27 protein-coding genes are annotated in these 24,804 nt (G+C 62.6%); 10 read left to right on the forward strand and 17 right to left on the reverse strand.

The window, feature by feature from the left end; genetic code table 11:
- Window positions 1-172 precede the first annotated feature (172 nt).
- The 4 genes from petA to HFC70_RS18635 all read left to right on the forward strand — a co-directional run bounded on the left by petA (window position 173) and on the right by HFC70_RS18635 (window position 3,606).
- Complete coding sequence (petA, locus tag HFC70_RS18620; protein ID WP_168474794.1) at window positions 173-751, forward strand: ubiquinol-cytochrome c reductase iron-sulfur subunit; 579 nt, start codon at window positions 173-175, stop codon at window positions 749-751.
- 14 nt (window positions 752-765) lie between these two features.
- A complete protein-coding gene (locus HFC70_RS18625; RefSeq protein ID WP_168474795.1) occupies window positions 766-2,034 on the forward strand; it encodes a cytochrome b N-terminal domain-containing protein in 1,269 nt (422 codons plus the stop codon).
- Window positions 2,035-2,059: 25 nt separating this feature from the next.
- Window positions 2,060-2,938, forward strand: coding sequence for a cytochrome c1 (locus HFC70_RS18630; RefSeq protein ID WP_168474796.1), 879 nt, complete (start codon window positions 2,060-2,062; stop codon window positions 2,936-2,938).
- A gap of 125 nt (window positions 2,939-3,063) precedes the next feature.
- Window positions 3,064-3,606, forward strand: coding sequence for an adenine phosphoribosyltransferase (locus HFC70_RS18635; RefSeq protein ID WP_168474797.1), 543 nt, complete (start codon window positions 3,064-3,066; stop codon window positions 3,604-3,606).
- A 45-nt stretch (window positions 3,607-3,651) separates the two neighbouring features.
- On the opposite strand, the gene HFC70_RS18640 is transcribed toward HFC70_RS18635, so the two are convergent.
- The 7 genes from HFC70_RS18640 to ychF all read right to left on the reverse strand — a co-directional run bounded on the left by HFC70_RS18640 (window position 3,652) and on the right by ychF (window position 8,065).
- Complete coding sequence (locus HFC70_RS18640) at window positions 3,652-3,819, reverse strand: hypothetical protein (protein WP_168474798.1); 168 nt, start codon at window positions 3,817-3,819, stop codon at window positions 3,652-3,654.
- A 65-nt stretch (window positions 3,820-3,884) separates the two neighbouring features.
- Window positions 3,885-4,496, reverse strand: coding sequence for a LysE family translocator (locus tag HFC70_RS18645; RefSeq protein ID WP_168474799.1), 612 nt, complete (start codon window positions 4,494-4,496; stop codon window positions 3,885-3,887).
- 73 nt (window positions 4,497-4,569) lie between these two features.
- Window positions 4,570-5,367: an AraC family transcriptional regulator gene (locus HFC70_RS18650; protein ID WP_168474800.1), complete on the reverse strand. Its 798-nt coding sequence runs from the start codon at window positions 5,365-5,367 to the stop codon at window positions 4,570-4,572.
- Between the two features lie 5 nt (window positions 5,368-5,372).
- Window positions 5,373-5,852, reverse strand: a complete 480-nt coding sequence (locus tag HFC70_RS18655) for a glutathione peroxidase (protein WP_168474801.1) — start codon at window positions 5,850-5,852, stop codon at window positions 5,373-5,375.
- Window positions 5,853-5,866: 14 nt separating this feature from the next.
- On the reverse strand, window positions 5,867-6,328 hold the full coding sequence (locus tag HFC70_RS18660) for a MaoC family dehydratase (RefSeq protein ID WP_210259338.1): 462 nt from the start codon (window positions 6,326-6,328) through the stop codon (window positions 5,867-5,869).
- Between the two features lie 2 nt (window positions 6,329-6,330).
- The gene (locus HFC70_RS18665) at window positions 6,331-6,795 is read right to left on the reverse strand and encodes a MaoC family dehydratase (protein WP_168474925.1); all 465 of its coding nucleotides are present in this window, start codon (window positions 6,793-6,795) and stop codon (window positions 6,331-6,333) included.
- A 166-nt stretch (window positions 6,796-6,961) separates the two neighbouring features.
- A complete protein-coding gene (gene ychF / locus HFC70_RS18670) occupies window positions 6,962-8,065 on the reverse strand; it encodes a redox-regulated ATPase YchF (RefSeq protein WP_168474803.1) in 1,104 nt (367 codons plus the stop codon).
- A gap of 281 nt (window positions 8,066-8,346) precedes the next feature.
- On the opposite strand from ychF, the gene clpS reads away from it, so the two are divergent.
- Together clpS and aqpZ are read left to right on the forward strand one after the other, a co-directional pair.
- Window positions 8,347-8,658, forward strand: a complete 312-nt coding sequence (clpS, locus tag HFC70_RS18675) for an ATP-dependent Clp protease adapter ClpS (protein ID WP_168474804.1) — start codon at window positions 8,347-8,349, stop codon at window positions 8,656-8,658.
- 206 nt (window positions 8,659-8,864) lie between these two features.
- Window positions 8,865-9,551 carry an aquaporin Z gene (gene aqpZ, locus HFC70_RS18680; RefSeq protein WP_168474805.1) on the forward strand — a complete coding sequence of 229 codons (687 nt, stop codon included), beginning with the start codon at window positions 8,865-8,867 and terminating at the stop codon, window positions 9,549-9,551.
- A 65-nt stretch (window positions 9,552-9,616) separates the two neighbouring features.
- On the opposite strand, the gene pth is transcribed toward aqpZ, so the two are convergent.
- From pth to HFC70_RS18695, 3 genes are all read right to left on the reverse strand, one after another.
- On the reverse strand, window positions 9,617-10,336 hold the full coding sequence (pth, locus tag HFC70_RS18685) for an aminoacyl-tRNA hydrolase (RefSeq protein WP_168474806.1): 720 nt from the start codon (window positions 10,334-10,336) through the stop codon (window positions 9,617-9,619).
- 179 nt (window positions 10,337-10,515) lie between these two features.
- Window positions 10,516-11,118 carry a 50S ribosomal protein L25/general stress protein Ctc gene (locus HFC70_RS18690; protein ID WP_168474807.1) on the reverse strand — a complete coding sequence of 201 codons (603 nt, stop codon included), beginning with the start codon at window positions 11,116-11,118 and terminating at the stop codon, window positions 10,516-10,518.
- A gap of 261 nt (window positions 11,119-11,379) precedes the next feature.
- Entirely contained in the window at window positions 11,380-12,186 is an 807-nt protein-coding gene (locus HFC70_RS18695) for a class I SAM-dependent methyltransferase (protein WP_368669727.1), read from the reverse strand.
- 263 nt (window positions 12,187-12,449) lie between these two features.
- Here HFC70_RS18695 and HFC70_RS18700 point away from each other — a divergent pair, with 263 nt between their 5' ends.
- The 3 genes from HFC70_RS18700 to HFC70_RS18710 all read left to right on the forward strand — a co-directional run bounded on the left by HFC70_RS18700 (window position 12,450) and on the right by HFC70_RS18710 (window position 15,560).
- Entirely contained in the window at window positions 12,450-13,409 is a 960-nt protein-coding gene (locus HFC70_RS18700; protein WP_168474808.1) for a helix-turn-helix domain-containing protein, read from the forward strand.
- Between the two features lie 134 nt (window positions 13,410-13,543).
- The gene (gene adh / locus HFC70_RS18705) at window positions 13,544-15,058 is read left to right on the forward strand and encodes an aldehyde dehydrogenase (protein WP_168474809.1); all 1,515 of its coding nucleotides are present in this window, start codon (window positions 13,544-13,546) and stop codon (window positions 15,056-15,058) included.
- Between the two features lie 127 nt (window positions 15,059-15,185).
- Window positions 15,186-15,560, forward strand: a complete 375-nt coding sequence (locus tag HFC70_RS18710; RefSeq protein WP_168474810.1) for a DUF779 domain-containing protein — start codon at window positions 15,186-15,188, stop codon at window positions 15,558-15,560.
- A 224-nt stretch (window positions 15,561-15,784) separates the two neighbouring features.
- Here the strand turns inward: HFC70_RS18710 and HFC70_RS18715 are convergent, their stop codons facing one another.
- The 7 genes from HFC70_RS18715 to lgt form a co-directional block, all read right to left on the reverse strand.
- A complete protein-coding gene (locus HFC70_RS18715; protein ID WP_168474811.1) occupies window positions 15,785-18,067 on the reverse strand; it encodes a methyl-accepting chemotaxis protein in 2,283 nt (760 codons plus the stop codon).
- 175 nt (window positions 18,068-18,242) lie between these two features.
- Complete coding sequence (locus HFC70_RS18720) at window positions 18,243-19,175, reverse strand: ribose-phosphate pyrophosphokinase (protein WP_168474812.1); 933 nt, start codon at window positions 19,173-19,175, stop codon at window positions 18,243-18,245.
- A 113-nt stretch (window positions 19,176-19,288) separates the two neighbouring features.
- The gene (locus HFC70_RS18725; RefSeq protein WP_168474813.1) at window positions 19,289-20,068 is read right to left on the reverse strand and encodes a hypothetical protein; all 780 of its coding nucleotides are present in this window, start codon (window positions 20,066-20,068) and stop codon (window positions 19,289-19,291) included.
- A 96-nt stretch (window positions 20,069-20,164) separates the two neighbouring features.
- On the reverse strand, window positions 20,165-21,316 hold the full coding sequence (locus HFC70_RS18730; RefSeq protein ID WP_168474814.1) for a Xaa-Pro peptidase family protein: 1,152 nt from the start codon (window positions 21,314-21,316) through the stop codon (window positions 20,165-20,167).
- Window position 21,317: 1 nt separating this feature from the next.
- The gene (gene pgeF / locus HFC70_RS18735; protein ID WP_168474815.1) at window positions 21,318-22,112 is read right to left on the reverse strand and encodes a peptidoglycan editing factor PgeF; all 795 of its coding nucleotides are present in this window, start codon (window positions 22,110-22,112) and stop codon (window positions 21,318-21,320) included.
- A gap of 127 nt (window positions 22,113-22,239) precedes the next feature.
- Entirely contained in the window at window positions 22,240-23,340 is a 1,101-nt protein-coding gene (locus HFC70_RS18740; RefSeq protein ID WP_168474816.1) for a class I SAM-dependent methyltransferase, read from the reverse strand.
- Window positions 23,341-23,364: 24 nt separating this feature from the next.
- A complete protein-coding gene (gene lgt / locus HFC70_RS18745; protein WP_168474817.1) occupies window positions 23,365-24,213 on the reverse strand; it encodes a prolipoprotein diacylglyceryl transferase in 849 nt (282 codons plus the stop codon).
- A gap of 188 nt (window positions 24,214-24,401) precedes the next feature.
- Here lgt and HFC70_RS18750 point away from each other — a divergent pair, with 188 nt between their 5' ends.
- Entirely contained in the window at window positions 24,402-24,662 is a 261-nt protein-coding gene (locus tag HFC70_RS18750; RefSeq protein WP_168474818.1) for an accessory factor UbiK family protein, read from the forward strand.
- The last annotated feature ends 142 nt before the right edge of the window (window positions 24,663-24,804 follow it).

Consider the following 24,804-nt stretch of genomic DNA (forward strand, 5'->3'; position numbering starts at 1 on the left):
CCGCGACATTGTGCCCCCATCCCCCTGTGAAGACTGGACAGAATTCGATATCAAGCTTAGAACGCGCCCAATTGGCGGGGAATCTGTGGCACCTTTAAGGCTGCCCGCAGATTGGCCGTTTACGGGGGTAATGCGGTTTATCGCAGCACTTTGCGAAGAGGATGGTTTAGCGGTGAGCGAACACGACATGAATAGCGAAAGCCTGGGCGAGCCCACTCGCCGCGATTTCCTTTATTTGACGACCGGCATGGCCGGCGCGGTGGGCGCGGTCTCTGTTGCCTGGCCGTTCATCGACCAGATGCGGCCGGATGCCTCGACGCTGGCGCTAGGCTCGATCGAAGTCGACGTTTCGGCGCTGGAGCCGGGCATGTCGCTGATCATCAAATGGCGCGGCAAGCCGGTGTTCATCCGCAACCGCACCGACAAGGAAGTCGAGGAGGGCAAGCAGGTCCCGATCGCCGATCTCAAGGACCCGGTCGCTCGCAACGCGAATGGCGACGCTGCCGCTGAAGCGACGGATCTTGCCCGCTCGGCTGGCGAAGGCAAGGAAAACTGGCTGGTGATGATCGGCGTCTGCACCCATCTGGGCTGCGTGCCGCTTGGCCAGGCTGGTGATTTCGGTGGCTGGTTCTGTCCCTGCCACGGCTCGCACTACGATACCGCGGGTCGTATTCGCAAAGGTCCGGCACCGGAAAACCTGCATATTCCGAACTACGGATTTGTGTCCGATTCTGTGATCAAGATCGGTTGAGGGGATAACTGAATATGAGTGGTCATTCTAGCTACCAGCCGTCGACCGGCCTGGAAAAATGGGTCGACGCGCGGCTGCCGCTGCCGCGTCTGGTGTACGACAGCTTCATCGCCTTTCCGGTACCCCGCAACCTGAACTATGCCTATACCTTCGGCGCCATGCTGGCCGTCATGCTGGTCGTGCAGATCCTGACCGGCGTCGTTCTGGCCATGCACTATGCCGCCGAAACCACGGTCGCCTTCAATTCCGTCGAAAAGATCATGCGCGACGTCAACCACGGCTGGCTGCTGCGCTACATGCATGCCAACGGCGCGTCGTTCTTCTTCATCGCCGTCTACCTGCACATCGCCCGCGGCCTCTATTACGGCTCCTACAAGGCACCGCGCGAAATCCTCTGGATCCTCGGCGTGGTCATCTACCTCCTGATGATGGCAACCGGCTTCATGGGCTATGTTCTGCCCTGGGGTCAGATGTCCTTCTGGGGTGCGACCGTCATCACCGGCTTCTTCACCGCCTTCCCGCTGGTCGGCGAGTGGATCCAGCAGTTCCTGCTCGGCGGCTTTGCAGTCGACAATCCGACGCTGAACCGCTTCTTCTCGCTGCATTATCTGCTGCCCTTCATGATCGCGGGCGTCGTCATCCTGCACATCTGGGCGCTGCATGTGACCGGCCAGACCAACCCGACCGGCGTCGAGGTGAAGTCGAAGACCGACACCGTGCCGTTCACGCCCTATGCGACCCTCAAGGACGCGTTCGGCGTGTCGATCTTCCTGATCGCCTATGCCTGGTTCATCTTCTACATGCCGAACTATCTCGGCCATCCGGACAACTATACGATGGCGGATCCGTTGAAGACCCCGGCCCATATCGTTCCGGAATGGTACTACCTGCCGTTCTACGCGATGCTGCGCGCCATCACCTTCAATATCGGCCCGATCGATTCCAAGCTCGGCGGCGTTCTGGTGATGTTCGGCTCGATCATCATCCTGTTCTTCCTGCCCTGGCTCGACACCTCCAAGGTTCGTTCGGCCGTCTACCGTCCCTGGTACAAGCTGTTCTTCTGGCTGTTCGTCGTCGACTGCATCCTGCTCGGCTGGCTCGGCTCGCGTCAGCCGTCAGATCTCTACACGCTGATGGCGCAGCTCGGAACGCTTTACTACTTCGGCTTCTTCATTGTGATCATGCCTCTGCTCGGCCTTTTCGAGACGCCGCGGCGCGTTCCCAATTCGATTACCGAGGCAGTGCTTGAAAAAAGCGGCAAGTCTGCCGGCGCAAGCGCCTGATTGTTGCGATAGAGGGAAAACTAAGATGAAAAAGCTTGTTACAAGCATCGCTCTGATCGCGGCTCTTACCGGGTATGGCGCCTCTGCGGCGGTTGCCGAGGAAGGACATGATCTCGCTGCCGCCGCCGAACATGCGGCGGCCGCGAGCCACTATCCGATCTTCAAGCCGCACAATGTCGAATGGAGCTTCGCCGGCCCGTTCGGCAAGTATGACAAGGGCCAGTTGCAGCGCGGCCTGAAGGTCTACAAGGAAGTCTGCTCGGCCTGTCATTCGATGAACCTCGTGCCCTACCGCATGCTGGAGGAGCTTGGCTATTCGGAAGACCAGGTGAAGGCATTCGCTGCGGAGTATGAGGTCCAGGACGGCCCCAACGCCGATGGCGAGATGTATACCCGCAAGGCTGTTCCGTCCGACTACTTCCCGTCGCCCTTCCCGAACAAGGAAGCAGCGGCTGCGGCCAATGGCGGCGCTGCGCCGCCGGACTTTTCGCTGATTGCCAAGGCGCGTGGCGTGGAACGCGGCTTCCCGCTGTTCATCTTCGACATCTTCACCCAGTATCAGGAAGGTGGCCCGGATTATATCTACTCGTTGCTGACCGGTTACGTGGAGCCGCCAGAAGGCGTCGAAGTGGCTGAAGGAACGCATTTCAACCCGTATTTTGCGGGTGCTGCCGCTCTTGCGATGGCGCAGCCGATCACCGATGACCAGGTCACCTACGACGACGGTACGTCGCAGACACTGGACCAGTATGCCAAGGACGTCGCCGCCTTCCTGATGTGGGCTGCAGAGCCGCACCTGGAAGAGCGCAAGCGCACCGGCTTCATGGTCATGGTGTTCCTGGTGATCTTCTCGTCTCTGGTCTATCTCACCAAGAAATCGGTCTATTCCAACAAGGAACACTGATTTTTTGAACGGACTACGGAAGAAGGCGGCCTTCGACGGCCGCCTTTTTTGTTGGTGGGTATTATCAGACTTGATAGGGTCCGGCCAAACAGAGTCATTTTTTGACGATCACCACGGATATCTCAATGAGCAAAATCGTCTCCGAACTCGAAGCCTCCATCCGCTCCATTCCCGATTATCCCAAGCCTGGCATCGTGTTTCGCGACATCACTACGCTGCTGGGCAATGCGCGGGCGTTTCGCAGGGCGGTGGACGAGCTGGTGCAGCCCTATGCGGGTCTGAAGATCGACAAGATCGCCGGCATGGAGGCGCGCGGCTTCATTCTGGGCGGGGCGGTGGCGCATCAGCTGTCGGCCGGTTTCGTGCCGATCCGCAAGAAGGGCAAGCTGCCGCACACCACCGTGCGCATTGCCTACAGCCTGGAATATGGCGTCGACGAGATGGAAATGCATGTCGACGCCGTGCAGCCGGGCGAGAAGGTCATCCTGGTCGACGACCTGATTGCGACCGGCGGGACGGCGGTCGGCGCCGTGCAACTGCTGCGGCAGATCGGTGCCGACGTGGTCTCGGCCTGCTTCGTCATCGACCTGCCGGATCTCGGCGGTCGCAAGAAACTCGAGGCGCTCGGTGTCGAGGTGCGTACCCTGGTCGAGTTTTCCGGCCACTGAGTTTGAAGGCCGGATTCTGCCCCTAACAGGGCAGGCAACCAGGCCTTACGGTTTCGAGCCGCACTGGTTCGTCTTGTCCGCTTTTTCGGTCTTTGCCGGGCGAGGGGCTTCGCCCTTGCTTTCGCGGGCGTGAGCTTCCGGCCCGGCCACGATGATGCGGTGATCGGTGTCGCGCTTGGCGTCCGCTTCGGCCTGTCGCTTGTCCTTGTGCATGGTCTTCTCCCGTTTTTGAGACAGGGATAGAACGGCAGCGAGCTCGAACAGTTCCATGGCGGATCTTATCGCCCGGCCAGGGCCAGACGAATGCCAAGCAGCAGGAAGCCGGCCGCAAACGCCCGGCGGATCAGCACGGTCAGCCGGGGACGGGACAGGACCCTGTCGCGTGCCATGGCGGCGAAAGCACCGTAGAGAGCGAAGATGATGAAGGTCATCACCATGAAGGCGAGGCTGTAGCCGGTCATGGCGGTAAGGGCGCCCGGATCGTCCGGATGGACGAATTGCGGCAGAAGCGCCAGGAAGAAGATCGACAGCTTCGGGTTCAGCAGGTTGATCAGCACGGCATGACGGACGATCTCGGCGGCACTTTGCCGTCTGGTTTGGCCCGCAGGCGACAGCAGCGAGGTGTCGCGCCAGACGCTGATGGCCATCCAGATCAGGTACAGTGCGCCGGCGAGTTTCAGGATGTTGAAGGCGGCATCACTGGTGGCCAGAATCGCCGCCAGTCCGACCATGGCGGCGGCCATGTGCGGCACGATGCCGAGCGTGCAGCCGAAGGCGGCGACGATCGCCGTGGCCCTACCATGCGCGAGGCCCATGGCGATGGTGTAGAGGGCGCCGGTTCCGGGCGTGGCGATGACGATCAGGGATGTGAGGGTGAATTCCAAAAGCATGCTGCGCGCTCCGTTTTCCTTGCGGGGACGATAGCGGGCGCCGCAGCACGCCGTCTTGAACGCAATTGCAGTGTCACCGGAGGCCGGCGAAGGCCGACGGTGTCAGGCCGTAACGGCGGCGGAAATCGCGTGTCATGTGGCTCTGGTCGGCGTAACCGGCCTCAAAGGCGACCGATGCAAGGGAACTGCCCGAACGGATGAGGTCGCGAGCAAGGTTGGCGCGGCGCTGCATGAGATAGGCATGCGGCGTCAGGCCGTAATGGGCGGCGAAGGAACGCAGCACCTGGAAGCGGCTGAGGCCCGCCTCGTCGGCCAGCAGGGTGAGGCTGATATCCGTGTCGGGAGCGTCGTCGAGCATTGCCTTCACCCGTCTGAGGCCGGGATGCAGCGGGTCGGCGAGCCCGGCTCTCCTGGCGGACAACAGGCCGGCCGTCAGGGTCAGCAGGTCTTCTTCGCCGGCAAGGGACGAGCGCTCGGACAGCCCATGGAAGGCCTTGGCGAAGCGCAGGGCGATGCGGCGGTCGGACAGCACTGGTGCGCTGAATTCAACCTCGCCATCGGCCTCGGGATCGATGCCGTGCGCCAGCGAGCGCATCAGTGACGGCTCGAGATAGAGCATGCGCCAGCGGCGGTTTTCGTTGCGCAACGGGGCACCGTCGTGGACCTCGCCGGGATTGACGGTGATGATGTCGCCGGCGCCGGCCGTCACCTGGCCGCGGCCGGAGGCGGACAGCTGGCCACCGGCCTCGATCAGGCCGATGCCGAATTCGTCATGGCTGTGGCGCGGAAAGGCGTGGGCGGTGTCGGCCAGCACGGCGCGCAGGCCGGGCTGAAAGGTGTCGACAACACGAAAGCCGGTCTGCGCCGCCATGGGTCTCAGGCGCCGATCGCCTTGACGACATCCGGCTCGATGGCGGCCGGTGTCGTGGTCGGGGCGTAGCGGGCGATCGGCATGCCGTCGCGGCCGACCAGGAATTTTGTAAAATTCCACTTGATTGCCTCGGTGCCGAGAATGCCGGGCTCTTCGTGGGTCAGGTATTTGTAAAGCGGATGGGCGCCGTCGCCGTTCACCTCGATTTTCGAGAATAGCGGGAAGCTGACCTTGAAGTTCAGGTCGCAGAAGGTAGCGATTTCGTCTTCGCTGCCTTTTTCCTGGGCGCCGAACTGGTTGCAGGGGAAGGCCAGCACGGTGAGATCGTCCGGATATTTGTCCTGCAGTTCCTGCAGGCCCTCGTATTGCGGGGTGAAGCCGCAGGCGCTGGCGGTGTTGACGATCAGCAGCACCTTGCCGGCGAACTCCGACAGGTCGCGGTTCTTGCCACGGATATCGATGGCCTGGAAATCATAAACGCTCATGGGTCTGTCCTTGCCTATTCGAATTCCAAAAGCGATGCGGTGAAGCGCATCACCGGTTCGCCATTCTGGTTGGTACCCTCGTTGCGGCTGTGGTTGAGGATCCAGCCCGGCCGGGAGGCGAGCGGGCGGCTCTCCAGCATGGTCACCGTATAGGTGATGGTGTCGCCGGCATAGACCGGTTTCAGCCATTGCAGATCCTTGAAGCCGGGCGAGGGACCGAGTTTGGGCGGTGCCACGCCCTCCTGCATCATGCGGGCGCTTTCCGCGGCCCAATAATCCACGAAACAGCGCATCCATTCCGCGCAGGTCTGCCAGCCTGAGGCGCAGAGTGCGCCGAAGACATAAGATCTGGCGGCCTCCTCGTCCATATGGAAAGGCTGCGGATCGAATTTCGTCGCGAAGCGGATGATGCTTTCGGCGGTGAAATGCTTTTGGCCGACGGTGAAGCTCTGGCCGGCGGGGTAGAGTTCGATCATTTTCACGCGGCGTCACCCTCCACGGCCCGGCGGCGGAACATGATGGCGTTCTTCGACATCAGCACCGTTTCACCGCGCTGGTTTTCCAACTCGTGACGAAAATTGACGATGCCGATCTGCGGGCGCGAGCGCATCGGCCGGGCGGCCTCGACGATCGAGCGGCCGGACAGGGTATCGCCGGCGAGAACGGGCTTTTTCCATTCCATGACATCGATGCCGGGGGCGCCTTCCGAGGCGGAGGCCAGCAGATAGGCATCGATCATCATGCGCATGAACATGGCGCTGGTGTGCCAGCCCGAGGCGGAAAGGCCGCCGAGAATGCTGGCCGCGCCGGCTTTTTCCGATAAATGCATCGGCTGAGGATCGAATTCCTCGGCGAATTCGATGATTTCGTCCACCTGGGCGGTCTTCGGGCCAAGACCGAAGACCCGGCCTTGGTGGAAATCCTCGAAATAGAGGGTGGGCATGGGCATGCGGCGTTTCCTCGTTTGCTTTTCTGTGCAGAATGACCGCCCATGGGGCCAAATTCAAGGAGTGCCGATGAGCGGTTCGCTGCAAAGCGCATCGACCGGCATAAACGAAAAACGCCGCGATCGGATCGCGGCGTTGCTGTTTAGGGCCGGCTGTCGCCGCTCAGGTGTTGAAGCGGAAGTGGATGACGTCGCCGTCGTGGACGACATATTCCTTGCCTTCGTCGCGGCCCTTGCCGGCTTCCTTGGCGCCGACTTCGCCCTTGTAGGCGATGTAGTCGTCATAGGCGATGGTGAAGGCGCGGATGAAGCCGCGTTCGAAATCCGTGTGAATGACGCCGGCCGCCGCCGGTGCCTTGGTGCCGCGCACGATGGTCCAGGCGCGAGTCTCCTTGGGGCCGACGGTGAAATAGGTGATGAGGTCGAGCAGGTGGTAGCCGGCGCGGATCAAGCGGTCGAGGCCGGCTTCCTCCAGGCCGAGTGCGGTGAGGAATTCCTTGGCTTCCTCTTCCGGCAGCTGCGCCACTTCCGATTCGATGGCGGCCGAAATGATCACGCATTCCGCACCCTGTTCCTCGGCCATCTTGGCGACGGCCTTGGTATGGGCATTGCCGTTGACCGCGTCGGCTTCGGCGACATTGCAGACATAGAGCACGGGATGCGAGGTCAGGAGGTTGAGGCCCTTGAGGATCTCGATATCGTCGGCGGCCAGGGTCTTCAGGAGCAGGCGGGCCGGCTTGCCCTCGTTCAAGAGCTTGAGGACGGCTTCCATGACCGGCAGCTGGGCCAGCGATTCCTTGTCGTTGCTCTTGGCGCGCTTGCGGGTCTGGTCGACGCGGCGCTCCAGGCTTTCGAGGTCGGCGAGCATCAGCTCGGTCTCGATCGTGTCGGCATCGCCGACCGGATCGATGCGGCCTTCGACATGGGTGATATCGTCGTCCTCGAAGCAGCGCAGCACATGCACGACGGCATCGACTTCGCGGATATTGGCGAGGAACTTGTTGCCGAGGCCTTCGCCCTTCGAGGCGCCACGCACCAGACCGGCGATGTCGACGAACGAGATGCGGGTCGGGATGATTTCCTTGGAGCCGGCGACCGAGGCCAGCTTCTGCATGCGCGGATCGGGAACCGCCACTTCGCCGGTGTTCGGCTCGATGGTGCAGAACGGATAGTTGGCGGCCTGCGCCTGCGCCGTCTTGGTCAGCGCGTTGAAGAGAGTGGACTTGCCGACATTCGGCAGTCCGACGATACCGCATTTGAAGCCCATGGCCTGAAACCCTGTCCTGGTAGAATTCGTTTGCAGTGCCTATGGGATAAGGGCGTGGCAAGGTCAAGGCTTGTGGGCCGAAAGGTGCGGATTCGAGGGTTGAGAGACAGCGGGATTTGCCCTAAACTTGTGAGTGCGACCAGTCACCGTTCTTGAAGGGCGATCTGGTACGACTCCTGACAATTCCGTCCGGTCCGTCTTGCCATGGCTTCGTCATGCGCCTGGGTTAAGGACCGTTGGCCCGTTTGGTCCTTTGTTTCCCTGTCATCGCGGAGCATCCGATGAGAGACAACGATACTGTCCTGAAACCCAAGAAGCAGACCGAGCTGAAGCTCGACAAGCCCAAGCTCTACAAGGTCATCCTCCACAATGACGATTACACGCCGCGCGAGTTCGTGACGCTGGTGCTGAAGGTCGTCTTCCGCATGAGCGAGGAGACCGGCTACCGCTTCATGATGACCGCCCACAAGCTTGGGTCCTGCGTCATCGTCGTCTGCGCCAAGGACATTGCCGAGACCAAGGTGACCGAGGCGATGGATCTCGCCAAGAGCAGGGATTTCCCGCTGATGTTCACCGCCGAGCCGGAGGAATGACGGCATTTCGGGCTGCTTCCTTCGCCGTCGGCGCCTACAGCCCTGGCGCGAACGGATCTGCATCTTACTCTTGTCTTTCGTCAGTTTCTTAATCTAAGGTCCTCGCACGGAGATTCTCCGATCCGCGAAGAACCTGCTCTCGCTTTCAGCGAGGCTGGTGTTCTTCGGGGCGGCGGGAACGCGATAACGTGAGGGAAGGGTAAGGCATGAAAACAAGACTTCTGGCGGAGTTTCTCGGGACATTCTGGCTGGTGTTCGGCGGTTGTGGCAGTGCTGTTCTTGCCGCGGCCTTTCCTGAACTCGGCATCGGCTTTCTCGGGGTTGCACTGGCCTTCGGCCTGACGGTCTTGACCATGGCCTATGCAGTCGGTGGCATTTCCGGCGGCCATTTCAATCCGGCCGTGTCGGTCGGGCTGGCGGTCGCCGGTCGTTTCGAAGCGGCCAAGCTTCCGCATTACATCGTGGCGCAGGTCGCGGGCGCCATCGTGGCGGCGGCCGTCCTTTATGTCGTCGCAACGGGCAAGGCCGGGGCCGATGTGGGTGGCTTCGCCGCCAACGGATATGGGGAACACTCGCCGGGCGGCTATTCGCTGTTGTCGGGCCTGGTGATCGAAGTGGTGCTCACGGCTTTCTTCCTCATCATCATTCTGGGCTCCACGCATGGGAAGGCTCCTGCGGGCTTTGCACCTATCGCGATCGGTCTGGCGCTGACGCTCATCCATCTTATTTCGATCCCTGTGACCAATACGTCGGTCAATCCGGCGAGGTCGACGGGGCAGGCGCTGTTCGTCGGCGGCTGGGCTTTGCAGCAGCTCTGGCTGTTCTGGCTGGCGCCGATCCTTGGCGCTGCTTGCGGAGCCCTGCTGTGGCGGGCGCTTGGCGAGGAACGTTGAGGGGAACTGCCTGACGGGGCCGCGCTTGCCGGTGTGAGCCGCAAGCCAGCCCCGGGGACGTTCGGCTACTCGTCTTTCCTGGCGAACATGCGCTTCAGCATTTCCGCCATAGGGCCGGTTTCGGGAAGCTTCTTCGGCTGGGCATTGTTGCGAGCCTGGTGAATATGCGACTTGCCGGCAGGCTTCGGGGCTGGGGTGGCCTTGTCTTCCTCGGCCTTGCCGCCTGTCGCCAAGGCCAGCTTGTTCAACAGTTGCGACTCCTCGCCCCTGACCAGCATGGCGGCATTGTCGGCCAGGGCCTCGATCAGCGGGTCCAGCCAGTCGCGGTCGCTCTTGGCGAAATCACCGAGCACATGGCCATGGACGCGGTCCTTGTGGCCGGGGTGACCGATGCCGAGCCGCAGGCGGCGGTAGTCCTTGCCGCAATGGGCGTCGAGCGACTTGATGCCATTGTGGCCGCCATGGCCGCCGCCGGTCTTGATGCGGGCCTTACCGGGCAGGAGATCCAGCTCGTCATAGATGGCGATCAGGCTTTCCGGGCCGAGCTTGTAGAAGCGCATGGCCTCGCCGACGGATTCGCCCGACAGGTTCATGAAGGTCTGCGGCTTGATCAGCAGCACCTTTTCGCCGGCAATCTCGCCTTCGGCAATCTCGCCCTTGAACTTCTTCGACCAGGGCGAAAAGGAATGGCGGCGCTGGATGGCATCGACCGCCATGAAGCCGATATTGTGGCGGTTGGTGGCGAATTTTGCGCCGGGATTGCCGAGGCCTGCAATGATGATCATGGCGGGATCCGCTTTCTGTCACGATTTTCCGCCCTGTCACGACAGCGAAACGGGCGGGAAGTCAAGCCGTTGCCGGCGATTTTCGGCAAGGGCCCGGCCTGACGGTCTGCTAGAATCAAAAAATCCCGCCTCCTTTGTGGGGAGACGGGATGCAGTAGTGTGTCGATAGACGGCGCAGATTACTCTGCGGTCGTTTCTTCTTCTTCGGTCGTGCCGCCAGCCGGAGCAACGATCGTGGCGATCGTGAAGTCGCGGTCGGTGATGACAGGGGTCACGCCAGCCGGCAGCTTGACATGCGAGATGTGCAGGCTGTCGCCGATCTTGTGACCTGCGAGGTCGACCGTGATGAATTCCGGAATGTCGTTGGCCGGGCAGTGCAGCTCGACTTCGTGGCGAACGATGTTCAGCACGGCACCGGTCTTGATCGACGACTTGTCTTCGTTGATGAAGTGAACCGGGACTTCGACGGTGACCTGGCTGTCGGCAGAGACGCGCAGGAAGTCGACATGCATGGTGAAGTCGCGGACCGGATCAAGCTGGTAGTCCTTCGGCAGGACGCTGATCTTTTCGCCGTTGACGTCGATCGTCGCGACGGTGGTCATGAAACCGCCGGCGTGAATGCGCTTGGTCACCTCATTGGTGTTGAGCGCGATGGAAATCGGGGCCTGCTTGTCACCATAGATGACAGCGGGAATAAAGCCGTTGCGGCGAAGTTCACGGGAGGACCCCTTACCAACCCGTTCGCGTGCCTCGGCCTTGAGCTCATAAGATGCGTGGCTCATGGTTTTACCTTTCGAGATTATATGGAGAGTTTAGCCATGACCCGGTAAAGGGTCAGGGCGAAACTGGAGCTCTCTTTGCAAGAAACCCATCCGCATTGCCTCCAAGGGTGTCTGCGCGGACCGGGGCGCTATAGTACAAGCGGCAGTGAAAGGCAAGATTGTCCGGCCATATTCCGCATTTTCAGGCGCAATGGCGCCGGATACGTGAGCTTATGCGCGTCCTCGATGGTCGCGAGGCCACGACATTCCATCAGCAACCGTTTATGCACGCGCCTTCACTACCCATATTGATGCAGTTAGCTGCACCTTGGCCGGATCACCAAGGCTTGCCAATGCCTTCCGTAACTTTGGCTCGACCGTCGAGTGGGTGACCGGGTTCTCTCGAATGATCTTACCGAGCGGGCCTACTTTGAGTAAGACCCGCGTCATCGCTTCGACATCACCGCTCGTAACGAGTTCCTCGTGGGGCGTCATAACAATGTCATTCAATCCGGCGGCAGCGAGGATACCTTGGACATGCGTCGGGTCCGCGAAACTGAACGGGCTTTCGTTCGAGGCTGATCGAAACCCCGCCGCAACCAGCGGAAACCGATCCAATTCGTTCTTTTGCAGAGCCTGCCAACAGATGAAGGCAAGTCTTCCGTCGGGTTTCAGCAATCGGCGGAAATTCGAGAATGCGGCGACCGGGTCATCGAACGACATCACGCCAAATCGAGAAAATAAGGCGTCCACGCTGTCAGGCGGCAAATCAAGCGTCTGAGCATCGGCTTCGATCAGTTTAACCTGCCCGAGTTCCTTGGTCCGTCGTGCGGCAACCTCAAGAAGTCGCCCAGCGATATCCACGCCGATAACCAGGCCTTTGTCGCCGACCCGCTCGGCCAGTTGCAGAAGCGTTTGTCCGGTGCCGCAGCCGACGTCGAGCACGGTCTGCCCGCAAACCAGCTGCAACTCCTGCATGGCCATTAGCCCAAGCGAGGAAAGCTGACGGTCAATGAGTTCGTATTCTTCGGCCCACGCCTTTGCATGCAAGGAGCCGGGATCGTCGTCGATCGCCTTTGCGTTCGTCACATCTGCACCCTCTGATTTCAGGAACTATTCTTATCTCGGCGTCCGCAGTGACAGCAATTGTCCGGGTGCGATTTGTTGCCTGTCCGCGAAAGCCCGCGACCGTGGCGTGACGCGTCATCGCAGTTTGGTCGCCGGCACTTGCCATTTGTCGCAGATCTGCGACAGTTCCCCGGATCAAATGACCACGGCGCTAGGCCGACCATTTCCGTTCAGGCGTTTCTGCCCGAAGGATCATGGACGGGTACATGCTTTGGGAGGAGCACATGCGCAACGATCCGAGCCATTCCGACAGGGTCTATTCCGTGGCGCTGCAGAATTCTGCCGCCGCGAGTTCGCCGATTGCCGCATCCTGGCGGCGCTGCCTCGACGTGCACCAGCTGGCGCCGGACGAGATCCGCAAGCCGCAGGTGCTGGAGAATGCCGAATTCCGCCAGGCCCGCGAGCGCATGGAGCATCTGGTGGTGGCCGGCGCCGATGAATTCGACCGTCTGTTCCAGACCGTCGGGCGTTCGGGCTGCTGCCTCATTCTCTCCGATCGCAACGGCGTGGTGCTCGACCGGCGTGGGGCGGCTGGCGACGACGCGGATTTCCGCAGTCTCGGCCTCTGGCAGGGCACGGTCTGGAGCGAGGCGAGCGTTGGCACCAATGGCATCGGCACGGCGCTGGCCGACGAGCGCACGGTGGTGATTCATCGCGACCAGCATTTTTTAAGCTCCAATATCGCGCTCAGCTGCGCCACGGCGCCGATCCGCGACCATCTCGGCCGGGTGGCCGCCGCCCTCGACATTTCCACCTGCCGCCACGACGTCACCGACATGACGCTGACCATCCTGTCGCAGGCGGTGCGCGACGTGGCGGGCCGCATCGAGGCGAACCTGTTCCGCATGGCCTTTCCGACGGCCCGCATCGTCATGGTTCCGGCAACGGGCTTCTCAACCGCCGCCTTGCTGGCGGTCGATGCCGACGATCTCATTTTAGGCGCGACCCGGGCGGCGCGCATGGCACTGAAGATCGACGATGCGGTGATCGCCCAGGGCATGCCGGCGGCCGATGCTTTGCGCGAAGAGCGCAGCGATGGCGGTTCGGATCTGGCCGAAGCCGAGCGGGCGGCGCTGCGCCGCGTGCTGTCGCGCACCAACGGCAATGTCTCGCAGGCAGCCCAGGTGCTCGGCATCAGCCGCGCCACGCTGCACCGGAAGCTGAAGCGGCTCTCGGTGCACTGACAAGCCTCGTATATGTCGCACAACTGAAACAGTGTGCGCTGCGGCATTGAAATGCTGCACTACCGCTACGCCCCATTCGCAGCGATCTTCCTCCCATCGGCCCGGTCGGGCCTTTCATCAGGGAGGATGATCACATGAATATCCAGGTCCAAGCCATCGCCAATACGCCGTTCAAGCTGCGTTACGGCAATTACATCGGCGGCCAGTGGGTCGAGCCGGTCAATGGCCGCTATTTCGACAACACCACGCCGGTGACCGGCGGCAAGCTCTGCGAAGTGGCGCGCTCCGACGAGCACGACATCAACCTGGCACTCGACGCCGCACACGCCGCCAAGGACAAGTGGGGCCGTACCTCGACCACCGAGCGCTCCAACATCCTGATGAAGGTGGCGCAGCGCATGGAGGACAATCTCGAACTTTTGGCGCGTGCAGAAACCTGGGATAATGGCAAGCCGCTGCGCGAGACGATGGCGGCCGACATTCCGCTGGCGATCGATCATTTCCGCTATTTCGCCGCCTGCATTCGCGCCCAGGAAGGCACGATCGGCGAAGTCGACCACGACACCATCGCCTATCATTTCCACGAGCCGCTCGGCGTCGTCGGCCAGATCATTCCGTGGAATTTCCCGATCCTGATGGCCGCCTGGAAGGTCGCTCCGGCGCTCGCCGCCGGCAATTGCGTGGTGCTGAAGCCGGCCGAGCAGACGCCGGCCTCGATGCTGGTGCTGATGGAACTGGTTGGCGACCTACTGCCGCCGGGCGTGCTGAACATCGTCAACGGTTTCGGGCTCGAGGCCGGCAAGCCGCTGGCCACCAGCCCACGCATCGCCAAGATCGCCTTTACCGGCGAAACCTCGACCGGCCGGCTGATCATGCAATATGCCAGCCAGAATCTCATTCCCGTCACGCTGGAACTGGGCGGCAAGTCGCCGAACATCTTCTTCGAAGACGTGATGCGCGAGGACGACGACTATCTCGACAAGGCGCTGGAAGGGTTCGCGATGTTCGCGCTCAACCAGGGCGAGGTCTGCACATGCCCGAGCCGCGCGCTGGTGCATGAAAAGATCTACGACCGCTTCATGGAGAAGGCGCTGAAGCGCGTTGCCGCCATCAAACAGGGCAACCCGCTCGACATGTCGACGATGATCGGCGCCCAGGCCTCCAGCGAGCAGCTGGAAAAGATCATGTCCTACATGGATATCGGCCGGCAGGAAGGCGCCGAAGTGCTGATCGGTGGCGAGCGCAACAACCTCTCCGGCGATCTCGCCGGCGGTTATTACGTCAAGCCGACGGTATTCAAGGGCCACAACAAGATGCGGGTGTTCCAGGAGGAAATCTTTGGGCCTGTGGTCTCGGTCACCACCTTCAAGGACGATGCAGAAGCGCTCGAGATCGCCAATGACACGCTTTACGGCCTGGGCTCGGGCGTGTGGAGCCGCGATGCCAATCGCTGCTACAATTTCGGCCGCGACATCCAGGCCGGCCGTGTGTGGACCAATTGCTACCACGCCTATCCCGCACATGCGGCCTTCGGCGGCTACAAGCAGTCCGGCATCGGCCGCGAGACCCACAAGATGATGCTCGACCACTACCAGCAGACCAAGAACATGCTGGTGTCCTACAGCCCGAAGGCGCTTGGGTTCTTTTGAGGTATCTTCCTTCTCCCCGCTTGCGGGGAGAAGGTGCCCACAGGGCGGATAAGGGGCCGCTCGGATTTGCCCCTCACCCTAACCCTCTCCCCGCAAGCGGGGCGAGGGGACTATGCCGGAGCGAGCCATGAACGACATTGCAGGCACAGAACCCCGCGTCATCGCCACCGCCGCCGCGCTCGCGTTCCTTGCCGAAATCCGCAACGACCATCCCGATGTGCTCTTCCACCAATCGGGCGGTTGTTGCGACGGGTCGTCGCCGATGTGCTATCCGGCCAGCGACTACCGGGTTGGCGAGACCGATGTGAAGCTCGGCGAGATCGGCGGCGTGCCGGTCTATATCAGCGGCAGCCAGTATGAGGTGTGGAAACACACGCAACTGATCATCGATGTCGTGCCGGGCAGGGGCGGCATGTTCTCGCTCGACAACGGCCGGGAGCGGCGGTTTCTGACGCGCTCAAAGCTGTTCGGTGCCGGCGAAGCCTGCCCGCTGCCGGTATAGAGTTTTCGAGACGGGACTGATTGGCTCTTGCGGGGATGCCGAGCCACAACCTCCCCTTGAGAGAGAGGGTCGGGGCGTAACTCCGGGGGGACCGGCCACGCTTGCAGACATCAAAGGATCACTCCCATCCGCGCGTTCCGCGCGACCTCCTCCCTCAAGGGGGAGGTGGAAAACCCCGCGGCCTTTGGACCGCGGGGTTTCTGATCTGTGCGTGCCGGTGCCGATCAGGCGGCGCGGCGGGCTCCGGCCTGCGGGCGGCTCTGGCCGATGGCGAAGTGGCTGACCTGATCGTTCAGGCCATCGGCTTCGCTGGCCAGCGCAAAGGCGGCGGCGGTGGTCTGCTCGACCATGGCGGCATTCTGCTGGGTGACATGGTCCAGATCGTTGACCGAGGCGTTGATTTCGCCGAGCCGGGACGACTGGTCGCGCGACGATGCGGCGATGGCGCCGATATGCTCGTTGATCGACGCGATGTTGGCCTCGATGCGGTGCAGGCTCTCGCCGGTCTTCAGCACCAGCGCCACGCCGCCTTCGACATCGGTGGTCGAGGTGTTGATCAGCTGGCTGATATCGCGGGCCGCACCAGACGACTTCTGCGCCAGTTCGCGCACTTCCTGGGCGACGACCGCAAAGCCCTTGCCGGCTTCGCCGGCACGGGCGGCCTCGACGCCGGCATTGAGCGCCAGCAGGTTGGTCTGGAAGGCGATCTGGTCGATCACGTCGATGATCTGGCGGATCTTGGACGACGAGCTTTCGATGCGCTCCATGGCGACGATCGCCTCGTTGACGACAGTGGAGGACTCCTTGGCGCCTTTGAGTGCGTCGGACGCGACATTGACGGCCGTTTCGCAGCGCTTCAGGGCATCGTTGACCGAGCCGGTCATTTCGCCGAGGGCGGCGGCGGCTTCTTCGAGGGAGGCGGCCTGGCGTTCGGTGCGGTGGGCGAGGTCTTCAGAGGCGCTCTTCAGGTCTCCGGAACCGCCGCGAATGGTGTCGGCGCTGGCGGTGATGCTGCGGATGGTTTCTTCGAGCTTTTCAACGGACTGGTTGAAGTCGATACGCAGGTGGTCAAGCGAGGGCACGAAGGCGGTGTTGATGCGCAGGTTGAGCTTGCCGTTCGACAGGTTCTGCAGGCCGGTGGCAAGAGCCGAGACGGCTTCTTCCAGTTCCTGGGCGCTTCTGGCCTTCTCGACTTCGCGCTGCTGGCGCTCCTCGTCGATCTGGCGGGTACGGGCGACCGATTCGGCCTCCATGCGCTCCTTTTCCAGCGCATTCTGCCGGAAGGACTCCAACGCACGGGCCATCGAACCGATCTCGTCGGCGCGGTTGGCCGAAGTGATGTCGATCGACTTGTCGCCCTGGTTCAGGCGGTTCATCAGGGTGGCAAGGTCGGTCAGCGGACGTGTCAGGCTGGAGGAGACCAGCACGCCGACGCCGCCCATGGCGACCAGCACGGCAACGGTGGTGAGGAGTGCCGACCAGGCCAGCTCATTGGCGGAGGCAAGGACCGTTTGTTCGTCCTGGCCGACCACCAGCAGGTTCTTCTGGCCGAACAGGTCGACCGGCAGGTAGGAATAGAACAGGCTGCGATCGCCCGAAATGGCAAAATCGGACCCCTTTGCGGCGGCACTTGCCGCCTTGACCAGCGTTTCCGGGACGGCAGCGCCGGCACCGGCGGAAATTGTGCCGCCGCGCAAGGCGCCTGTATCGCTGAGCAGGAAGGCGTCGTCGATCGTCTGGCCGAGGCCATCGGGTGCCAGGTTGGCGGCCAGCTTGCCGGTCGCAACCCGCATGATGACCACGCCCTTCTTGACGGTCTTGCCCCAGACGGAGATGGCCAGTGGCCGGGCGATCAGCGCGGATATCGTGTCGTCCTCGGTCGCCATGGCGACGAAGCCGGAATTGTGGGTCTGATCCAGCGCGCCTGAATTGGCCGTATCGTAAATGGTCTTCAATGCGGCATTCTGCGGCTCGCTGACATTGCTCAGGAAGTCCTTGCCCTTGGTGACCGAGTAGACGATCAGCCCGGCATTGTCGATGACGTAGATATCGCTGACGCCGGTGTTTTTGCGGGCACTGGCCAGGGTGCCATGGATGCCGGCATGGCGGACGCCATAGAGAAGCTTCAGACCGGAACCGTCGAACGCGGCGCGCTCCTCGACCGATTTGGAGGCATCCTGGAAGGCTGTGCGAATGTCCTTGGCCTCGATGCCAACCAGGTTGGCCACTGTCTCGGTGGCTTCGCCGATGGCCGTGTTCTGGGCCAGTTCGGCGAGCGATTGCTCGATGCGCTGATTGTAGGCGATCAGCGCCTTGGACTGGTTGGCGGCAACCGACTCCAGCCGCAGCTTGCTGGCCTCGATCAGGCCGCTCTTGCCGACCTGGTAGCTCAAGATGCCGACGGACAGGCAGGAGACGAGCGTGGCGCCGACCACGAGGGCGGCAAACTTGGCCTTCACGGACGACAGAACGCCGATCCGGGCACTGGGTAAATTGTTAGGTGACATAAAAAATCTGCTCCTCCAGCATGTCCATATCCGCCACAGTCTGGTCAAAATTGCTTACGGCACGGTTAAGTGCGCGTTACCGGTTTTGCCAGAGCAGGGATATGTCAGGCTGGATGCGCTCACCAGCGCGGAACGCGACCGATGTCGACGGGCTCGATTATTGGCTGCGACCGAATCAATCGAACAGGCTGGAGACCGATTCTTCCTGGCTGGTGCGGTTGATCGCTTCGCCGAGCAGATTGGCGGTGGTCAGGACGCGGATATTGGGAGCGGACTGGACGGCGGTGGTCGCCTGGATCGAATCGGTGATCACCAGTTCGCGCAGTTTCGACGAGGCGACGCGCTGGGCGGCACCGCCCGACAGAACGCCGTGGGTGATATAGGCGGTGACGCTGGTCGCGCCATGCTTCAGCAGCGCTTCGGCGGCATTGCACAGCGTGCCGCCGCTATCGACGATGTCGTCGATCAGGATGCAGTCCTTGCCGGAGACGTCGCCGATGACGTTCATCACTTCCGACTCGCCCGGCCGATCGCGACGCTTGTCGACGATCGCCAGCAGACAGTCGAGCCGCTTGGCCAGCGCGCGGGCGCGTACCACGCCGCCGACATCGGGAGAAACGACCATCAGGTTGGCGAGGTCGTAATGTTCCTTGACGTCGCGGGCGAGGATCGGCACGGCGTAGAGATTGTCGGTCGGGATATCGAAGAAACCCTGGATCTGGCCGGCATGCAGGTCGAGCGTCAGCACGCGGTCGGCGCCGGCCTCGGTGATCAGGTTGGCGACCAGCTTGGCGGAAATCGGCGTGCGCGGACCGGTCTTGCGGTCCTGGCGGGCATAGCCGAAATAGGGAAGCACGGCGGTGATGCGCTTGGCGGACGAGCGCTTGAAGGCATCGATCATGATCAGCAGTTCCATCAGGTGATCGTTGACCGGGAAAGCTGTGGACTGCACGACGAAGACGTCCTCGCCGCGGACGTTTTCCTGGATTTCGACGAAGATTTCCTGGTCTGCAAAGCGTCTGACGCTGGCTTTTCCGAGTGGAACGTTGAGATATTTGCAGATTGCCTCGGCCAGTTGCCGGTTCGAATTACCTGCGAAAACCTTCATTATGGCGCGCCCGTTCCAATGCTGATGGGCGCTTTTTAGCGTCCTTGCCTTCGAATGCAATAGGCTAAGGCCGATACAGGTTTTTTTTAATGAAAAGTTTGTGACTGTCTGCGTCAGCCACGGCCGCCCGGCCGCCATGCCATGTATTGCGCGATGGTCTTGGTGGCGATCTGCTGCATGGTGGACGCCGGCACGGCCGCCCATGGATCGGTGGCATTGGAGCGGATGGTTTCCTGGCCCTGGATGCGGTGAAGCCGGCCGCCATTGGCATCGAGGATATCCCAGACATAGACGACGTTCACATTGCCTTCGCTGGCAAAGGCGGAGAAATAACCTTTCAGGATATGTTCGCTGGCCGGATCATTGGCGCCCTTGATGGTCAGTCCCTTGGCGCGGGCCTCGGCGCCCAGTTGACGCGACAGCGGCGTCACGGCCTGCACCGGCGCACCGATGATCGGCAGGAAGCGCACGGTGCCGGCGGCGGCGGTCGTCGGCGCGGCTGCCGTCTGCTGGGGAGCGGCGGTTTGCTGAGATGGTGCCGCCGGTGGTGCTGCGGCCGATGATGCTGCGGGCGGCGGCTGCAGGTTGCCGCCAGAGGACTGGCCGGGAGCGGCCAGCGGTGCGGAGGCGACGGAATTGCTGCCGGCCGTCAGCGCCTGGGCCTGGGCTTCAAGAGTGTTCTGCGGATTGGCGGCATAGCCGGGCTGCGTGTTGCCGCCCGGCGGGGAGGCGGCATTGGCCGCCGACTGGAGATCGGCATCGGTCAGCGGTGCGGAAGATCTCGTGCCATTGGTGCCGACATCGACCTGCGGCGTCAGCGCATCCGAGGTGCTGCAGGCCGACAGGCCAAGCGTCAGTGCAAGGGTCGCAATCGCAAGTCCGATGAGCCTCATTCGGTCTGTCCTTCTCGCTCCGGCCGTATCAGTGCGCCCCCTTGGCAATTTATGAGAGCCGTTCGCCCCTTCTGTCAATCTCCGCCTGCTCCAGGACTATTTTACGATCAGGTCCAGGGGATGGCGGGAGAGGGCGCGCGGTGCTTCGGCGGTGGTGAGGTAGGTGTGGCCGAGGGTCATGGCGGTGTTGCGCTCGGAATCCATGATGATCATGTGCACGAACAGCGTCATGTCGGGTAGGATCGGCTGCGGATTGCCGGTATGGAACATTTGCTGCTCCATCCAGGAGGGCGAGAAGCGGGCGCCGAGCGAATAGCCGCAGGCATTCAGCCTGTGGCGGGTCAGGCCTCGCTCGTCCATGATGCGCGCATGGGTCTCGAAGACGTCGCCGAAGGTGTAGCCGGGGCGCAGCACCGTCTCGATGGCCTTGATCGCCTCGAAGCAAGCGGCATAAAGCTCGCGGTGGCGCGCCGATGGCTCGCCGATGACGACCGTGCGCATCATCGCCGCATGGTAGTGGGCGCTGACGCCGGCCCATTCCAGGGTCAGCTGGTCGGCGGCATCCAATGTACGGCGGCCGGCCTTGTAGCGGCAGAGCAGTGCATCGGGGCCGGAGCCGATGATGAATTCGTTGGCCGGATAGTCGCCGCCGCCGGCAAAGACGGCGCCCTGCATGGCGGCCAGGATGGCGGCCTCATTGCCGCCGGCATGGATCAGCGGCAGGGCGGCATCCAGCGCGTCGTCGGCAAGGGCTGCGGCCCGTTCGGCATGGGCGATCTCGGCCGGGCTCTTGACCAGGCGCAATTCGCCGACCAGGTAGGAGGCGTCGATGATCTGGCAGAAGCTGGTCAGCTGGTTGTCGAGCAGGCGCGCCACCCGTCCGGTCATGCCGTGGGTGTCGTATTCGACGCCGATGCGGCAGCCGAGCAGGTCCATCTCGCTCAGCATGTTCTTCAGGTCCATGGTCGGGTCCGCGTTGACCCGGTCGACCCAGATGACGATATCGTCGATGGTCGAGGTGTGGCGGGCCTGGCGCAGGTCGGCCGAGCGCGTCAGCAGGGTCATGGACCCATCGACCTTGACCACAAGGGTCTGGAAGAAGCAGTAGCCGAAAGTGTCGTAGCCCGTCAGCCAGTACATGCTTTCCTGGGCAAACAGCAGCAGGGCGTCGAGCTTGTCGTCGCGCATCCTGGCTGTCAGGCGGTCCAGTCGGGCGGCATATTCGGTCGCATCGAATTGCAGTGCCATATCAGTTCTCCATGATGGCTATCGCGGATATCTGCCGCCCATAATCCGGTTCCCCGGCATGGGTGGTGCGGCGATAGGAGTAGAATGTCTGCGGGTCGGCATAGGTGCACAGGCCGATGGTCTCGGCTCTGACGCCGGCATCGGTCAGCCGCTTCAGGGTCAGCGCCGGAAGATCGAACATGGCGTGGCCGTCTTTGGGCGATGGCGTGAAAAATACCTGGTAGGCCGGGTCGTGGCTGACGAATCGGTCGATGAATTCCGGACCGACTTCATAAGAGGCCTTGCTGATCGACGGGCCGAGGCATGCGACGATCTGGCGGCGGTCGGCGCCGAGCGCCACCATGGCGTCGACGGTGTTTTCCAGAACGCCGGTGAGGGTGCCCTTCCAGCCGGCATGGGCCGCGCCGACAATGCCATTCTTGGCATCGGCAAACAGAATGGGGCCGCAATCGGCCGATAGCACGCCGATCACCACGCCGGGCGTTACCGTGACCATGGCGTCGGCTGTCGGCCGGGCGCCGTCGTAATCGGCGGAAACCGTGACGACGTCGGGCGAATGGACCTGATGGACCGTCGCCAGCCGTTCGGGTTGCAGGCCGAACCAGCGGCTGACGCGCGCCCGGTTTTCCAGCACCCGATCGCGGTCATCATTCGAGCCGAGTCCGACATTCAAGCCGCGATAAATGCCTTCGGAGACGCCGCCGCGGCGGGTGAAGAAACCGTGGCGAATACGGCTTTCTGGCGCTTCGGCCAGAAGCGGGCTGACGATCGGCTCGGGAAAAGCTTGATCCTGCATGGCGTCCTGATGATGGCGTTGGAGGTGAGGTGACGGGTGTTCACTCGCCGGTTTGCCGCGGGGGCCGGTGCTTTTCTCGCATGCCGGCTCAGGTCGGCGGCGATGTTGACCATTGGGATGCTGTCTGTCAATCCACCGGCCTGAACGGTGCGAGCGACAGTTGCGGGCTGGAAACGGCCAGGACCTTGAACAGTTCGCCCATGCGCCCTTCGCCGGCGCCGGCCAGGCGGTCGACCGCTTCCAGTATGGCGCGCTGCGTCAGCGCGCTCTTGTCGCGGCCAAGCGCCGAAGCCCGATCCTCGAGACCAAGGCCGACCAGGAAATCGCCCTGGCGAAGGCAGCCGTTGATATGGACGCTGGCCGCCCGCGCCGTCCTGGCAAGATCCTCGAAATCCACATGGCTGGTCAGATCGGCCCGGCCGGGATGGGCGAGCGGCGGATCGAATGCATGGGACAACACCGCCTGCAGCGTGTCGCCGAAGCCGGTGGCCAGATGGCCGTAGTCGATGACCAGGGCGGTACCGCCGGATTGGGTCAGGCGTTCGCAGATTGCCACCATCACGGCCTGACGCGCCGGTGCGTATTCGAAAATGGTGCCGATCGGCGGTGTCGGTGCGCCGACCGGCAGCAGCGACGGATCGAGGCCGGCGATGCCGACGGTGAAGGCGAGCTCGCCGTCTGCGTCGAGGCCGACCATGCGCTCGCGAAAACCGGCTGATGTGCGGACGAACTGGCGGATGGGGATCGCGTCGAACAGTTCGTTGGCCGCCAGCAACGTAAAGCCCTCCGGCAATTCGTCGAAGCCGGAATGCCAGTCGATCTTCTCGATATGGTCGGCCAGCGTCTGGCGCTGCACCTGGCGCAGCCGTTCGCTGGTCTCCACCAGATGGACCGTGGAGGAACGGTAGAAATCCGGCGCCAGCCTGGCGATGACGCGCAGCATGTCGGCCATCATCGTGCCGCGGCCGGGTCCGACCTCAACGAGGCGCACCGGGGCGGGACAGGCGTGGCGCTGCCAGGCGTGCACCATGAACACGCCGAGCATTTCGCCGAACAGCTGGCTGACCTCCGGCGCGGTGACGAAATCGCCGGCCCGGCCGAAGGGGTCTCGGGTCTGGTAATAGCCGAAATCCGGATCGGCCAGGCACAGCGCGAAATAGTCGGTTACGCTGATCGGGCCGCTGGTGCGGATGAGGTCCTTGATCTTGTCGCTGAGGGCAGTGGTCACGTCGGGCGCCTCACTGTTCTTTTCTCAGTGCTTCGCGGCGCTGCAGCGCGCCCGAAGGATGGCCCAGAGCCCAAGCGCCAGCATTGGAAGTGACAGGACCATGCCCATGGTGAGCCAGCCGCCCGCGAGATAGCCAAGCTGCACATCCGGCTCGCGGAAGAATTCGTTGAAGATGCGGGCCAGCGCATAGCCGGTGACGAACACGCCGGTGACGAGGCCGGGGGTGCGAAAGGCGAAGCGGCTGCGGATCAGAAGCTGCAGGACGGCAAACAGCAGCAGACCTTCGAGGCAGGCTTCATAGAGCTGGCTCGGATGGCGCGGCATCGGGCCGCCGGTCGGGAAGATCACCGCCCAGGCGACATCGCTGGTGCGGCCCCAGAGTTCACTGTTGATGAAATTGGCAAGCCGGCCGAAGAAGATGCCAACCGGCGCGACGCTGGCGACGATATCGAACAGGCTCCAGGTCGCAATGGCATTCCTGCGGGCAAAGAGGATCATGGCGATGGTCGCGCCGGTAATGCCGCCATGGAAGGACATGCCGCCGTTCCAGACCTCGACGGCGCGGATCGGCTCTTCAAGAATGGGGCCGAGATCGTAGAACAGGATATAGCCGATGCGGCCACCCAGCACGATGCCGATAGCGACCCAGACCAGGAAGTCGTCGAGATGGCGGTGGGTCAGCGGCGCGACCTGTCCCGGCCAGAGCTCGGCCTGGCTCACCATGCGCCGCGCCAGCCACCAGCCGAGCAGAATGCCGGCGACATAGGCCAGGCCGTACCAGCGGATGGCCAGAGGCCCAAGGGATATCGCCACCGGATCGATCTCCGGGAAGGGCATGATGGCGAGTTGGGCGGCTGCTGTGAACAAGGGCATGCTTTCTTTGGTTTGGCGGAAAATGGCGTTCCGATGCGGGGTGGTCAAGATGGAATCGTGAGGGGTGCTGAAGCAGCGCTGCCGCAGGCGGGACTTTTCCCTTGCAACGGCAAAGGTGAATGCCTACCTGAATTTGTGCCGTCCACGATATCCAGCGATGGCGCCGAATGCAAAAGGGAGCCAATCTGATGTCCACCGGACCGAACCGCATTATGGACGATTTCGCCAAGCTGATGACCGATGCAGCCGGCGCCGCGCAGGGCGTGCGCAAGGAAATGGAAACCGCGTTTCATGCCCAGGCGGAACGCTGGCTGAACAGTATGGATGTGGTCAAGCGCGAAGAATTCGAGGCCGTGCGTGAAATGGCGGCCAAGGCACGCGACGAGAACGATGCCCTGCGGGCTCGGATCGAAGCGCTCGAAGCGCGACTCGTGTCCGACGGCAAATAACGGAGCCGAGCGCATTTCCGGCCATCGTCCCGGTGGCCGGCCAAGGTCGGCCGGAGTGATTCCGGCACGACTTGCCGTTTTGATTCCTCTGCGGGCAGACCGAATCGTGAACCGATCCGCAGCGCCGCCGGCGCGCCCCGCG

This window comes from Agrobacterium sp. a22-2, assembly GCF_012276985.1.
Taxonomy (GTDB): domain Bacteria; phylum Pseudomonadota; class Alphaproteobacteria; order Rhizobiales; family Rhizobiaceae; genus Allorhizobium.

Excerpts from the sequence above, each read along its gene's own strand:
- HFC70_RS18625 (WP_168474795.1), top strand. The coding sequence starts at position 766 with ATGAGTGGTCATTCTAGCTACCAGCCGTCGACCGGCCTGGAAAAATGG.
- HFC70_RS18630 (WP_168474796.1), top strand. The coding sequence starts at position 2,060 with ATGAAAAAGCTTGTTACAAGCATCGCTCTGATCGCGGCTCTTACCGGG.
- HFC70_RS18635 (WP_168474797.1), top strand. The coding sequence starts at position 3,064 with ATGAGCAAAATCGTCTCCGAACTCGAAGCCTCCATCCGCTCCATTCCC.
- HFC70_RS18640 (WP_168474798.1), bottom strand. The coding sequence starts at position 3,819 with ATGCACAAGGACAAGCGACAGGCCGAAGCGGACGCCAAGCGCGACACC.
- HFC70_RS18645 (WP_168474799.1), bottom strand. The coding sequence starts at position 4,496 with ATGCTTTTGGAATTCACCCTCACATCCCTGATCGTCATCGCCACGCCC.
- HFC70_RS18650 (WP_168474800.1), bottom strand. The coding sequence starts at position 5,367 with ATGGCGGCGCAGACCGGCTTTCGTGTTGTCGACACCTTTCAGCCCGGC.
- HFC70_RS18655 (WP_168474801.1), bottom strand. The coding sequence starts at position 5,852 with ATGAGCGTTTATGATTTCCAGGCCATCGATATCCGTGGCAAGAACCGC.
- HFC70_RS18660 (WP_210259338.1), bottom strand. The coding sequence starts at position 6,328 with ATGATCGAACTCTACCCCGCCGGCCAGAGCTTCACCGTCGGCCAAAAG.
- HFC70_RS18665 (WP_168474925.1), bottom strand. The coding sequence starts at position 6,795 with ATGCCCACCCTCTATTTCGAGGATTTCCACCAAGGCCGGGTCTTCGGT.
- ychF (WP_168474803.1), bottom strand. The coding sequence starts at position 8,065 with ATGGGCTTCAAATGCGGTATCGTCGGACTGCCGAATGTCGGCAAGTCC.
- clpS (WP_168474804.1), top strand. The coding sequence starts at position 8,347 with ATGAGAGACAACGATACTGTCCTGAAACCCAAGAAGCAGACCGAGCTG.
- aqpZ (WP_168474805.1), top strand. The coding sequence starts at position 8,865 with ATGAAAACAAGACTTCTGGCGGAGTTTCTCGGGACATTCTGGCTGGTG.
- pth (WP_168474806.1), bottom strand. The coding sequence starts at position 10,336 with ATGATCATCATTGCAGGCCTCGGCAATCCCGGCGCAAAATTCGCCACC.
- HFC70_RS18690 (WP_168474807.1), bottom strand. The coding sequence starts at position 11,118 with ATGAGCCACGCATCTTATGAGCTCAAGGCCGAGGCACGCGAACGGGTT.
- HFC70_RS18700 (WP_168474808.1), top strand. The coding sequence starts at position 12,450 with ATGCGCAACGATCCGAGCCATTCCGACAGGGTCTATTCCGTGGCGCTG.
- adh (WP_168474809.1), top strand. The coding sequence starts at position 13,544 with ATGAATATCCAGGTCCAAGCCATCGCCAATACGCCGTTCAAGCTGCGT.
- HFC70_RS18710 (WP_168474810.1), top strand. The coding sequence starts at position 15,186 with ATGAACGACATTGCAGGCACAGAACCCCGCGTCATCGCCACCGCCGCC.
- HFC70_RS18715 (WP_168474811.1), bottom strand. The coding sequence starts at position 18,067 with ATGTCACCTAACAATTTACCCAGTGCCCGGATCGGCGTTCTGTCGTCC.
- HFC70_RS18720 (WP_168474812.1), bottom strand. The coding sequence starts at position 19,175 with ATGAAGGTTTTCGCAGGTAATTCGAACCGGCAACTGGCCGAGGCAATC.
- HFC70_RS18725 (WP_168474813.1), bottom strand. The coding sequence starts at position 20,068 with ATGAGGCTCATCGGACTTGCGATTGCGACCCTTGCACTGACGCTTGGC.
- HFC70_RS18730 (WP_168474814.1), bottom strand. The coding sequence starts at position 21,316 with ATGGCACTGCAATTCGATGCGACCGAATATGCCGCCCGACTGGACCGC.
- pgeF (WP_168474815.1), bottom strand. The coding sequence starts at position 22,112 with ATGCAGGATCAAGCTTTTCCCGAGCCGATCGTCAGCCCGCTTCTGGCC.
- lgt (WP_168474817.1), bottom strand. The coding sequence starts at position 24,213 with ATGCCCTTGTTCACAGCAGCCGCCCAACTCGCCATCATGCCCTTCCCG.
- HFC70_RS18750 (WP_168474818.1), top strand. The coding sequence starts at position 24,402 with ATGTCCACCGGACCGAACCGCATTATGGACGATTTCGCCAAGCTGATG.